The sequence below is a fragment of the Paenibacillus sp. WC2504 genome (assembly GCF_052682475.1).
Genome location: NZ_JBQZFH010000001.1, coordinates 5,404,389 through 5,418,134 on the forward strand (window position 1 = coordinate 5,404,389; position 13,746 = coordinate 5,418,134).

Annotated in this window: 6 protein-coding genes; all 6 read right to left on the reverse strand. The window is 46.8% G+C overall.

The features are described from left to right. Window positions 1-37 precede the first annotated feature (37 nt). Entirely contained in the window at window positions 38-1,411 is a 1,374-nt protein-coding gene (locus ACUN27_RS24485; protein ID WP_326060805.1) for an ABC transporter substrate-binding protein, read from the reverse strand. 123 nt (window positions 1,412-1,534) lie between these two features. Further along, complete coding sequence (locus tag ACUN27_RS24490) at window positions 1,535-2,374, reverse strand: carbohydrate ABC transporter permease (RefSeq protein ID WP_326060806.1); 840 nt, start codon at window positions 2,372-2,374, stop codon at window positions 1,535-1,537. Between the two features lie 19 nt (window positions 2,375-2,393). Further along, window positions 2,394-3,341, reverse strand: a complete 948-nt coding sequence (locus tag ACUN27_RS24495) for a carbohydrate ABC transporter permease (RefSeq protein ID WP_418936897.1) — start codon at window positions 3,339-3,341, stop codon at window positions 2,394-2,396. Between the two features lie 189 nt (window positions 3,342-3,530). Next, window positions 3,531-4,553 (reverse strand): S-layer homology domain-containing protein, encoded by a 1,023-nt coding sequence (locus ACUN27_RS24500; protein ID WP_315948886.1) that lies wholly within the window; start codon window positions 4,551-4,553, stop codon window positions 3,531-3,533. A gap of 20 nt (window positions 4,554-4,573) precedes the next feature. Beyond that, window positions 4,574-8,389: a polysaccharide lyase family 8 super-sandwich domain-containing protein gene (locus ACUN27_RS24505; protein WP_326060808.1), complete on the reverse strand. Its 3,816-nt coding sequence runs from the start codon at window positions 8,387-8,389 to the stop codon at window positions 4,574-4,576. Between the two features lie 98 nt (window positions 8,390-8,487). Continuing rightward, complete coding sequence (locus ACUN27_RS24510) at window positions 8,488-13,521, reverse strand: Ig-like domain-containing protein (RefSeq protein WP_445559694.1); 5,034 nt, start codon at window positions 13,519-13,521, stop codon at window positions 8,488-8,490. Window positions 13,522-13,746 lie beyond the last annotated feature (225 nt).

A 13,746-nucleotide genomic window follows, 5' to 3' on the forward strand; every position in this document is an offset into this window, starting at 1 on the left:
ACGCCCTCTACCGATGTGTCCATGAGGACCCTGTTTCCTATTTCGTATTTTGTTTGGCGATTTTATCCGATTCGTCCATCATCCACTTCTGCGCTTCCTCGGCTGTCGTATTGTCCAGCATAAATTTGCTAAAGCCTTTTTCCAATACACCCTTCAATTGGTTGCCGTATGAAACGGAAATAGCAGGATCGAAATTCGTTTTTATGCGCTTATCAAAAATGGTTGTTTGCAGAGACGTTACGTCGATAATATCCGCCGCTTTGCCATACAGCCGGTCTACGATCGCTTTGGGATCAGCCTTTTTGTACCCGGATAATTCGAGTCTTGCCTCTTGCTCCGTCGTCATATAGCGAATGAAATCGTAAGCTTCTTGCTTGTGCTTAGAGTTGGAGGCAACCGAGACGTAAGATCCTCCGATGTTGGTAATGCCTTGTTCGCCGTTTTTGGATGCTCGAGGCAGCGGGGCAATGACCGATTTGAACGTGTGCGGATACTTCTCTTTGTTCATGACATTGTCTAGCATGAATGGCGCCGTTGCCAGCATAGCCGCCTTGCCGTTCAAATACTCCGTAATATAACTTAACTTTGCTCCAACAACATCAGCTAACGGTTTGACGGATTTATCATCTTTCTCCATGGCACGACGCAGATTGAAGAAATAAGCAAACGACGGGTCATTGAAACCAGGTTTAAGGTCGCTTGTCAGATAAGGGCTCTTGAGATCGGAATACGCAATTAGATTCGTATACTCACCCCACGTGTGGAAATAAGCGCCGTACCTTTTATCATTGCCTTCGCCTTTTGAAAGTTTTTTGGCATACTCCCGGAAGTCATCCCAGGTCCAATCGAAAGATGGCAGCGATAAATTGGCTTCCTTCAAGGCATCCTCATTCATCAGCACAAAATAAGGACTTGATGTCAGCATCGTTGCGTAATATTTCCCATTTACTTTCGGGTTAATGTAGTAGTCTTCTTCCGGTTTTACATTCCCTTTGGCATAAAATTCATCCAGGGGAGCAAGGACGCCCGCAGCGGCTCTTGCCAACGTTTCATCAATGTTCCCATACTCAAGAACGTCCACTTCTTCACCGGAAGACATCAATACATCCATTTTCTTCATACTTTCTACGGAATTCCCGGGAACTAAAGAAATATTCTGAACCTTAATGTTCGGATATTTGACTTGAAAAGCATCAATCATCTTTTGGCGTGCCACTTGATTCGTTTCATTGTCCCATGTGTAAAATTTAAGATTCACCGGCTTCGCATCCGCTTGTGTTGCAGCAGGTGCTGCGCTAGTTGTGACTGCTGTTGATCCTGCGTTTCCTTGATTTGAACCCGAGCTGCACGCACTCATAATTGACATCGTCAATAAGGCGCTGCTTAGCAATATGGCCTGCTTTTTTTTCATATAACGTCCCCCAATTGGTCGAAGTTTTTGTTGATATCCAGAATCTTACACGGATAATTCCCCTAAGACGGTATAATATTTTGCGCTCTTTGTGTCATATCTTTACTTTCCTATAAGGAACAATTAACCTTTTACACCACCAAGCGCGATGCCTTTAATCACTTGCTTTTGCAGGATGATAAAGATGATTAATAGAGGTAAAATAGCAGCGACAGAAGCCATCATCAGGACCGCGTAATTGTCGGCAAATTCATTTTTAAACAGCTGCAAACCAAGCGGAATCGGATACAATTGCTTCGAGATAAGGAAAATCAGCGGATTCTGATAATCGTTCCAAACCCAAATAAATTTAATGATGGCTACCGTTGCCAGAATCGGTTTCGACAACGGCAGGATGATTTGCACATACATTCTAACATATCCCGCTCCATCTATTTTCGCTGCTTCCAGATATTCACTATGGATGGAAACCATGAACTGCCGCAGCAGGAAGGTAAAATAGATCGTCGAGAACATCCCCATCAGCATTAATCCCGCATGCGTGTTGTACAAGTGTAGCCACTTGAGCAGCAGATAGCGAGGCACGAGCGTAGACTCGGAAGGGATGATCATCAAAGAGAGTAAAACCCCAAATGCCGTGTTACGTCCACGAAATTGCAGCTTGGTGAAAGCAAATGCTGCCATGGAAGAGAAAAGCAGCGTTGCAAAGGTGATCGTAAGCGCCAGCTTCAGTGAATTATAGTAAAACAATGTGAACGGGACGCTGCTTAGCCAAACTTCATGGAAGTTGCTGATAAAGTTCCATTGGGTTGGAATCCACTGAATGGGAAATACCATCACATCCTTCTCATACTTTGCAGCCGCCGAGAGCATCCAAAGCAAAGGCAGAAGGAACAGGAATGAAAATACTCCCATCAAGAGCGTAGTGATCCATTTGGGTATATCTATCTTTTTTAATAACAAGCTAGCTCTCTCCTTTCTGCTATTCGTAAGCGGATTGCTTCTGCAGTCGATAAGTAAGCAAAGTCACGAAGCCAATAATAAGGAATAACACCCATGAAATCGCTGAAGCGTACCCCATCCTGAAGTTCTGGAAGCCTTCCTCATAAATGCGATACACAAGCACGGTGGATGAATCGTTCGGACCCCCTCCCGTTAGAAAAGCAATTAAATCAAACACCTTAAAGGATGACATCAGCGTCGTTATCGTTAAGAACGAAGTTGTCGGAGCAAGCAAGGGAAGTGTAATCCGGAAAAATTGTTGGAAAGAGGAAGCGCCATCCATATTAGCTGCTTCATAAAGCTCATCCGGGATATTCGTCAAACCGGCTATAAAAATAATAATTTGATAGCCTAACGCTGCCCAAATTGCAATAATCATAATCGAAGTTAACGAGTAATGGGTATCCGCTAACCATTTCGGCGGGTTGCTGACCCCCAGGCGGAGCAAGAACTGATTGATCGGACCCAAGGAGGGATGATACAAAGCGCTCCATATCGCACCAAGAGCTGTTATCGATGAAATGTAGGGGATAAAAAAAGCAATTTTAAAGTAGCTTTGTCCAAACACTCTGGCATGTATAAGGACCGATAGAATTAATGCTAGAACAAGTCCGATAGGCACTGTAATTACCGTATACGTTAAATTGTTTTTTAAAGCCATATAGAACTTATCGTCCTCGAATAGCAGTTTAAAATTATCCAGTCCAATGACCTTAATACTTGAAAGTCCGCCAACCAAGTTCCACTGGCAAAAGCTTAAAAATAGGGAAAACAAGACCGGAAACACGCCAAGAATCAGTATGCATACATACACAGGCGAAAGAAATAACCATCCCGCAAGCGACTCTTTTCTTGGCTGGTTCCAGAAAGATCTTTTGGGCCTTGACGCAGACGAAGTTAAAGCAACCCTTTCTGAATGATTGATCAAAACACGGTTCACCTCTCTAAATAGGTATCATTGTATAGATCTACTATAAGGCCATTTCAATTTCACATATGAATCTGATATTTTACTGATTTGTGTATTATTTTTACTTTATGCTCCGAAAAATGAAAAAGATTGCCAACCACCTGACCTGAACGGTCGGGTAGATAGCAATCTCTTCGAAATAACAGACTATTTGGCGTTAATTCCAGCTAGCAGCCTTTTCAGCACAACCACGGATTCAGCCCTTGTGGCATGTTCCTGCGGGGCAAATTCTTGCTCGGTTCGGCCATTCATTAAGCCAGCGTCCACAGCAAGTTCGACAACGTGTTTGGCCCAATCACTGACTGAGCTTTCGTCCTGGAATTGGATCGACGTGCTTGCCGTCATATCTTCGACTTTCGTCCCCGTTACCTGAGCCTTGGCTCTCATGAGCATGGCTGTCATTTCTTCGCGCGTAATGTTTTTCTCCGGGGCAAATGTATCGTCAGCAACGCCGTTGATCAGTCCTGCTGCATAAGCTTTCTTGACGGTGTCCTCATACCAGGAGCCTGCAGCGACATCAGCAAAAGGATTGAGCCCAGCGCCTTCCTTCAGGTTCAATGCTTTGGCAAGCAGGGTTGCAAACTGTGCTCGTGTGACATTCGTATCCGGCGCGAAATGATCGTCATCCATGCCTTCCACAATCTGTTTATCAACCATCAACATAATATCAGACTTGGCCCAGTGACCGTTAAGATCGCTGAAGATTTTAGTAAAATCGGCGGATTTCGTAAGTGCAATTGATTGATTTTTCAAATTGTGATCCACAATTTTCATGGAGGTCCATGTCACTTGAGAGGTTCCTACCTTCTTGGCTTTGAAGGTGATGGTACCGATGTCTATATTCCCCTTCTCGCCATCCACTTTCCCCACTTTGGTGTGCGCAAATGTCACTTCGTTATTTTTCACAATGGGCGACACCGAGAACCCTTCTATCTTGGTGTCCGCTTTGACCACTTCGAGCTTATTGGCATCAAAGGAGAATTTGGCTTCATACGCATATAAATCCTGCAGATTTTCCCCCTGCAGCGTAACGGTGAATTCACCTGTAGATTCGGCATCCGAGGTCTTCATAACGAATTGGGAAGCGTCCTCCGCATAGGCCGGACCGAGTAGTGCCAAGGAACAACCAAGATTGCAGACTAATGTGGCAAGTACGATTTTACGTCTCATGATAAGTCATCCTCTTCTAGTTACTGGATTATTTTTGCAGCTACGAAGGCAAGGTCGTCAATATCGATACGACCATCGCCAATCACATCCGCTTTCTTAGCCTCTTCCCAATCCGGGCTGTTCGTATCTTTGCCGTAATGGGCCGCTACGATGGCCAAATCGCCGATCGTCACTTTCCTATCGTTCGTAAGATCACCAGGAATGCCAGGGATCGGAGCCTCTATCGCTACGCTATAGCTGGAAACCGCCGCTTCCGCTTCGCCCCCCGCTGCATCGCCTAAGACCGCCTTTGAAATGGTGACATTCCCCGTATTATTTTCCGTGACCGCTTTGGCTCTGAATGTCAATTCCACAACTTGCGCGTCATCGCTAATGGCATGATCTGCGCCTTTACTGACAATGAGGAGTCGCAGCTTACCCGCTGATTGCCTCATCGGCTCCAAGATGGAAACACCATCAATCACCGATTTTGCTGATACGAATTCCATCGTATTCGCATCGTAATTCAAGGTTACATCTTGCGCAAATGCCGGCTGTGCCAGGTTCTTTAGCCCAAATGTGACCTTAAATGTTTCCCCGCTCGCTACCTTGCTGCCGCCTGTAAGCTCAGTGGATAATGCTGCTGGAGGTGTACTTAACGTAACCTCAAGAACAGGCCGATAAGCGGCATTGGTATGCTCCCTGGAAGCGTAACTTACGTCCCCTTTCGCTCCCTGATTCGAGGTTGAGGCAATTAATAATGACATTTTCTTGTCCGCAGCAAGCGCACCATTCACTTGATCTGTTACATCAAATTGGGCCGGCGTATAGGACGATGTAAGTGTCCAAGTCGCAAATGCCGCTCCTGCAGCAGGCTTATTATTCCAGTTAACTGCCGTTTCCCCCCAGCTGTTATCCGCCACAAGCTGCGCCTGATTCGTTGTGCCGGACATACTCACACCAACTGGAATGAGCGTAACCTTAGCGCTTGCTATTGTGCCTGAGATGGAGGCAAGATCGAATCGCAAGTACGATTGCCGGGCGTATCCTGCAGCATCCTGCTTGGTGACCAGACTATCTGCCGTCCCATAGTTCGTACTTGCATAAGAACCGTCACGGACATACACATCGGCTTCAGGGAAAAGCGTAACGATCGGAACCGGTGTGGCGGATAGCTCATTGGAAAGTCCGCTTTCACCGGATGCCTGATAGGCCGCTACGGCAAAGTAATATGTTTTCCCCGTTTCCAAGCCAGTAACGGCAACTTGATTCGTGGTACTTACCGATGTGACATCGAGCGTTTTGGTGTATACACCTGGAGAAGTGCCATACTTCACTCGGTATCCGGCTGCTCCTTGCACTCCCGTCCAAGACAACATAACTTGCGAAGCGCCGCCTTCGGCACTGACCAAGACAGGCGTCTCGGTACTGGAAGGCGTCTTCAGACTGAGCTTGGCTGCGAGTGTCTTACCGAAAGCCCCGTTGGTACGAACGCTCATCTTGATCGTCGGACTGAGTTGGGTAACCGTAATCCCAGGATCAAGGGAAAGGACTCCCGTTGCGCTGCGGTTTAATTCCACTTGAATCTTGCCTGTGTTCGCTTTCGTCGGATCCGAAATCCCGATGTGAATTTCTCCATCCGTTTCCAGCATTGTAACTGATGCCTTCTTGTCGCTTGTGATCAGTGGTTCATTGTTCGCATATACGGTCTTCGTTACGTCATTCCAGAAATTAGCCCCAACCGCATGCAAAGTTGTATCCAACACTGCATGGGCGTCGGCTGAATTCTCCAGAATTTGAATATCCGGATTAGCCGCATAATTTGCCGTTGCTGCTGCATCCTTACCTGGCAGCACGACATACGCGTAAATCGCATTTGCAGGTGCTTTGCCATGATTAAATGCCAGGCTAAGATAAGAATTCGTCACTTGATCCGTGTTTCCTCCTGTATTAATCTGTTTCCATGTACCAGATCTAGATTCACGCAATCCAGTTATGGATGCTGTTCCTGGAAAATAATAACCGATATCGGAGCCCGGCACATTCCCAGCCAAATGCGCCCAATGCGCATTATTTATTGTTTCCGACCATCCAAGGCCACTTGCTTTGGTCACGCCGTCTACAAGTAGCGAATTATCGCCGCTTCCATTTAACTTACGGTTCTCAACAATCGTTTCAACCGTACGTGCCGTATCTGTACTTGCAATGCCGGAACCTACGGCGACGATTTGATCACCGAGCATGAACCATGATTTCTTTCCTTGCAAAGGGCTTCCCGTATTTTGAGTAAGCGAGAACTGCATTCCCGCAGAACCGTAAAGTTGGTCGACTGAAGATCCTCCCACCCATGTGTTCGGGTTCGCATAGTTTTTCCAGTCAACCGGTGTGCCGCTTCCAGAACCGTCTGTTGTCGTTCCAGGAAGACGATACATATTGACAGTAGCCCAGTAATTGTCACTGTACTGTTTCAAATCATTGTTGTATAAGGTCGTCATGCCGACACCCGTAAACCATCCCTTGATATTTTCACCGTTGCCATATTCAAAGGCCGAAATACGAGGGGAGAACATGCTGATGCCCAGTCCGAAATGTTCACGAAGCTGGGCGACACGATCCATCCCCGGAAATTGGAACTGGCCTACCAGCTTGCCTTGAGGAATAATCGCCCCATCACTCATCAGCTTTTTGCCCAGGATCATGTCAAACATACTCGCTCCCGTATAATAGTTCGCAAACGTTGTGTCCGTTGAAATCCATTCCTTGACCATTCGCTTGATTTTCAGCGCTTGTTCGGGTGGAGCTCCTTCTGCGAGACGAAGCATACTCAGGATAATGGAGCGGCCCGTTGTATGATCGTTACCGCTTTGCCGTGAGATTCCCCGTCCTTTCAGGTTATCCATGCTCGCTCCCATATAAATTAGCGGCTTGTAAGATTCTTCGACCCATCTGTACACATTAGCCACGTTGGGATCCGTAATCCTCCAAGAAGATCCGCTTAATAAGTACATGAGATCCGCCATTCTTCCGAGCAGTACATCCCCATATCCGCCTGTGTAGGCTACATACGTATGCTGAATAAACGATCCGTCATTATAAAAGCCGTCTCCGCTTTTCACATAAAGAAATGCGGGGCTCATTGAATCCCGGCCTTGGGTAATTTTTGCGCTCGATTTGCCGATAACGCCGCGAAGAGACACCACATAGGCTTTGTCCAGTAAGTTCGCGCCTGTTTCAACGACCGAACTGGCGGTTCGTTTGCTGGGATTAGGCACAAATCGGTCAATGGCCCGCATGTAATTATCAATTTGAGCCTGCGTCAAATCCTCATACATGAGCACAAGCGTGCTATTGACGAGCTGAGGCGTGCCGATTTCCCAATCCCACCAATTGTCATATTCGCTTTTGGATTCCTTATAGCGATTGGCATAAGCCCAGTCCAAACCGCTGACGATATCATTTTTAAGGTTTACATTGTGATATAGAGGTGAACCGATTGTTGAATAAGCAACGGCCATTTGATTCAAACGTGTATAGTGTGAGGAAACTTCACTTGATTTCGTCGTGCTTTGCAAATCAGCCCATAAGTAGCTTCTGTTCGCCGCTTTATTCATCGTGTCCCAGTAGCCGGTCAAATTTTCATTGCTTACGGCATCGCTCTTGAACTTGATGTTCACGGAAATATCCGGATCATTCGGATCATACCCGTTTCCTCCCGTGAAATAGGTCAACATTTTAACACGAAGCGCGTCGAATTCGTCAGTGGGATTGGATGCTGCTGCGGCATGTGGTGCAAATGGGATGACATAGATGAGAACGAGCAGCGTAAGAATGAGGTGAAATCGGATTCTTGGTTTCATTCGTACCTCCTTCAACGGATACCTTCCGTTAATTAAGCTGGACATCACTTTGGCGAAAAGCTAAAAAAGAGGGGAGTACTTGACTCCCCTTCTATTGATTACTCTATTTTGGATGCAACAAACGCGAGGTCGTCAATATCGATTTTACCGTTAACTACAACGTCTGCTTTTTTCGCTTGCTCCCAATCCGGGCTGTTCGTATCTTTGCCATAGTTAGCTGCCACAATAGCCAAATCGCCGATCGTCACTTTCATATCATTCGTAAGATCACCCGGCATGCCTGGAGTCGGTGCAATAATGGCTACGCTGTAGCTGGAAGCGGCCGCTTCCGCCTCTCCTCCTTGTGCATTCCCGAGAACAGCCTTAGATATCGAGACGATACCGGACGTATTTTGCGTGGCAGCTTTCGCTCGGAAAGTCAGCTCCGCCACTTGCGCGTTACCGCTAACCGCATGAGCTGTCCCTTGACTTACAATGATCATTCGCAGCTTGCCTGCTGATTGCGTGATCGGCTCGATAATGGTGACGCCCTCAATCACGGATTTTGCAGAAACAAACTCCATCACATTGGCATCATATTGAACGGTCACATCTTGGGCCAATGCCGCTGTTGCTATGCTTCTCAAACCGTATGTGACTATGAACGACTCGCCGGACTGAACGGTGCTTCCTCCCGTAAGCTCTGTCGAAAGTGTCATCGGTGATGCCGCAATGTTTACTGTTATAACAGCCTCTTCAGAATCAGTTATACCGTCATTTGCTTTGAACGTGAACGAATCTGTTCCTGTTGCGCCTGGATTCGGTGTATACGTGAACGCACCTGTTGCCGGATCCGTAATTACCGCTGTCCCTTTCGTGCCATTAACGGCAATCGCATATGTCAGGGCGTCCCCATCATAACGACTGACCGACAAGTTGCCGGTATAAACTGCGTCTTGCACGGTGTTCACAGCTGAGCTTATTGCTGTTGGACTCTCATATAACGCGAGGGAGAAATCGTCGATGTACGCTACTTTTCCATCATTGCTCGCATTCGTATTTTTCCAAGAATAAATGTTGGCCGATGTATTTGCAGCTCCTGTTTTGAAAATGATTTTACCTTCTGAATACTCCAGCGTGCCGATTGATTTTGAAATCTGGCTGCCGCCGTAATTTTTGACGCCGATGCTTTGCGTATTTCCGGCATCCATGACTTTAATCCAACCTCTGACTACATAGTTTGTATTCGGCGTCAAACCGCTTACCACTTGTTCAGCGCCAGAATTGTTACTCATGAATTTCACGGCATTGCTGCCAGAATGTACATGGGCAGGATCGCTAATGATGGCGGCTCCCGTACCATAGAACGATGTCCAGCCAGGAGGAGGTGCTGTTGTGCCGGCTTCGAAACCGCCGTTTTGGAGCAGGTTCGACTGCGCAATCGCTACCGTTACTGTTCCAATATTGGAATCAAGCAAGCCATCGGATGCTTTGAACGTGAAGCTATCGTTCCCTGTAGCGCCTGGATTAGGTGTGTATACGAAATCGCCTGTCGTACTATTCAACAGTTGAACCGTACCTAAAGCCCCATTGCTCACAATTGAAAATTGTAGTTGATCGCCATCAGGATCGCTTGCAGAAAGCTTACCTGTAACTGGTCGGTCTACTTTCACGCTGTATTTCGCATTCGAAATCAAAGGACGGTGATTCACTCCCGTTGTCTCTCCTTGGTATTCGAAAGCTCCAATATCCGCGAACCCTTTGTATAACGAATTGCCTTTATAATCTTTCCCGCCGTTATTCGCCATCGCTATCCCTGCATTAATCGCAGGCGAGTCCGGTTGCAGCTCGTAAGCATTGGCTGATGCCAACCCTGCTCCTGCACCGCCTGGATTCACAAACTTAGGTTCAGCCGTCACCTTGTTGGCATCGTTAGGCTCATTGGCAGGATGAACGCCACCTGCTTCATAGAACACATTGTTGCTGAATAAAGCATTGCTCCAGCTGTTGTTCAGCCAATTTGTAGGTGTCGTCGTGTTCGTGTTATAGAAAATATTGTTATAAAAGCTATATCCGCTTTTCACGGTGTTGCCTGAACCCATAATCTGGTTTTTACTGCCATCATAATAAAACACATTATTATAGATAGAGCCCGTTGTCTTCTCATCAAAAGCAAAGTGTCTGAAGATGATGCCATCGTTCTGACTGACGTTGTAGCGCAATACATCATTTTCATTGGTTCCCATCAGGAGCATAAAGCCCATCGGATTGTCATGGCTGTAATTGTATTGATAAACCGTATTAATCAGGAATTCGTCGAAATCAAAGGCGCATCCGTCCTGATTATTCGCAGGGCCTCCCGTAACCTCGTTGTACTGAATGAGCGTATTCTTGGCGACTGCCAGCCAAATTCCTGCAATGGCATTGCTGCTCGCAACCCGCGTACCGAATTTGTTTAAATAGTTATACTCCAGTACAGCCCCGTCCGTATCCCGTAAAATAATCCCGTCGCCGCCTACATCCTCCATCGTGTTGTGGGCAATGTAAAATCCCGTGTTCCAATTGCCATATTTAAATGTGGCTGTCGTTGAGAAGGAATCATCGCCTACATAGTTCGCATGAGCCGCTACACGAATGGCAACGCGATCGACTTTGCGAATTGTATTATTTTCAACCTTCACATCATTGAATCTAGCCTTAGTCACTTGGCTTGTTGGAGCCGTTCCTTTGACTACGCCGATAATGCCGCCATTTTCTTTAGGTCCAGCATTGTTGTTGCCGTCAATATCATGTACATAACAGTTGCGGATATAAATGTGGTTATACACCCGATCGCTTTCATTGGCATCGATGGTAAAGAAAATACCCGCTCTAAGCGCTGCAGAATCGTTATTTTCGACCGCAAAATTGTCATCATTCGTTACTTCTAAATTGTTAAGCTCCCAGTATTCCTGATTTTTCAGAAAAACAGCTCCTGAGTTGTAGGTCGTGGTTGAGTTGTAAATCGTTTGATCGAAATTATTTCCCTTCCCGTTAATAAGAGGCCTGTTACCTGTGCCATATTGATCGATAACAATCGGGTTGCCTTCTGCTCCTGATCCTTTCGGCCATAATTGACCGTCCCATGAATCGCCTGCTTTGAGCAGAATCTTGTCGCCGGGAATAAATGTCGTGCCGCTGACTTTATTCAAGGTTTTCCATGGTGCAGCTGCGCTTAATCCATCATTCGTGTCATCGCCTGTGGAGGAGCTGACATAGAAGGTATGGCTTCCTTGACCCGAAATTTGAATGTTCGTTTGCCCGACGACACCGCTGCCGTCTTGCGCCGTTGCTTTGACCGTCACGGAACCATTGTCTATGGCTTTCAATAAACCTGTGCTGCTAATCGAAGCACTTCCTGTTCCATTCTCTACCGTCCAAGCCACGTTGGTCGTTGGCGCTCCTCCAGGCTGAGCGGTCGCTCCCATTTGAAGCTGTCCAGATCTCGAAGTAATCTCTGTTGCCCCGCCTGCTCCTGTCACCGTCAGGGAGGTCATTTTGACATCGAATGTGAGCTGCAAAATATTGCTTTTTACACCACTAGGATCATTGGCTGTTGCTTGAATTTGCACGGTGCCGGCTTTGACTGGCGTTAGAACGCCCGCGCTCGAAATCGATGCGACATCCGCTCCTTGCAGGATAGCCCAAGATACCGTTGGATCCGCCGTACCAACCGGTATGACTTCAGCGCTAAGCGATACAGGATCAAGCGTTGTAAAGCTTGTTGCTCCTGCTGGCGCTTGAATCGTGATCGTTGCTGCTTTAATTGTCTGACCTGTAATTGTGATTAAAGCGCTATCAGATATTTCGGGCTTAACCGTGGAAGTCGCGGTTACCTTGACCGTCCCATTCCCCTTCGCAGTCAATAAACCCGTAGCCGAAATCTCGGCGTTGTTCGTTGGCGTACCGTCTGCATTTTCGACTTTCCATGTCACCATGGAAGGTGCGCCGGCAGGATTTGCAGACGCTGTCATTTGCAGTGTACCTGCATCTGTTGTAATAGCTGCCGCTCCACCTTGACCTGCTACAGACAATCCTTCCAAATCAGCGGTCGTAACCGGAATTGACAGGGTTGTCGAGAGACTGGTTCCAAGCTGTGTCGTTTTGATATCGTCGTAGTATGTTACCGCATTATTTGGCAACCAATTGCCTAGCAGAGCGACGTATTGGTATTTCGTTTCCGCTGTCGTTGTGCCAACCAAAGTCCCGTCTATGTACATTTTGGCATCCGTGCCCGAAGTCAGATCCCATTTGAACTCATGCCAGGCTGGCGTTGTTCCACGATTTACAGTTGTAGGAGAAAAAGAGGAACTCATCAATCTCGTAATAAATTTAGTCCCCGAACCCGTGGCACCGTCCCAATGCTCTCCCATCAGCAGACCGGCTGATACATTCACGCCTCCAGATGTAGTTTTTGTCCCCACATAGATATTGTTTCTAGATTGGTCAGAAGGGGAAGCTGCCCCAGTGGATCCGTTATAAAACCATGCCGTAACTACCCCATTAAGAGCTGCGCCCATATCAACTCTTACGGTATTCGTTGTCGGTCCAGTACGATTGGCACTATACGTGCCGCTATGCACCGGAATTCCTGCCCCTGTTTTGGCTACTACCGCCGTAGATGTCGTTGTTGTGGCACTCGGGTCATAGGTAAAGCTGCCGATATTCCCGCCTTCAAAACCTTCAAAATATTTTACATCCAAATACTTGATGTCCGCTTTAACATCCACAGGCACATTGCCTGCAGAGCCATCGTACGTCAAAATGCCTGTTGCATCATCAATCGTTACACCTTGTACGGTTGACGTATAATGAACGCTGCTGAGCTCAGGGTCTGTCGAGTTGGAGGCGGTCGTCTTTTTCAGTTCTACTTCCGTACCATTGCTCATGCGTGCCATTACCTTTAACTGAACTTGCTCGCCAAGCGTCGCAATCTGTGCTTTGTCTGCAACCACATAGGTACTCACGACCGTGGGTATCGCTGATGGCGAAGGAATGACTGCCGCATAGGCTTTTTGGCTGCCGCTTGCGAAAGGGAAATTCACCACATTGGCGGCCAAAAGCGCAACAGCACCCAGAGAAACAGTGCGTTTAAACGTTTTAATAAAGTGCATGATTCACGGCTCCTTTGTATCGTATGAGAAGCGATTGTCTTCTCCTTATGATACAGTACGTATTGTCCAAATCGTGTGCATTATCTTTACTATTTCGTTTAATTTCTTTACTTGTTTGGCCTAAAGAATTCGACAAAATTTTCTGCATACATGAGCTTTTGTAGAACAATGACACATTATGTATCGGAAACCGCACACAGTCGCGCACATTTAAAAATGAGGGTA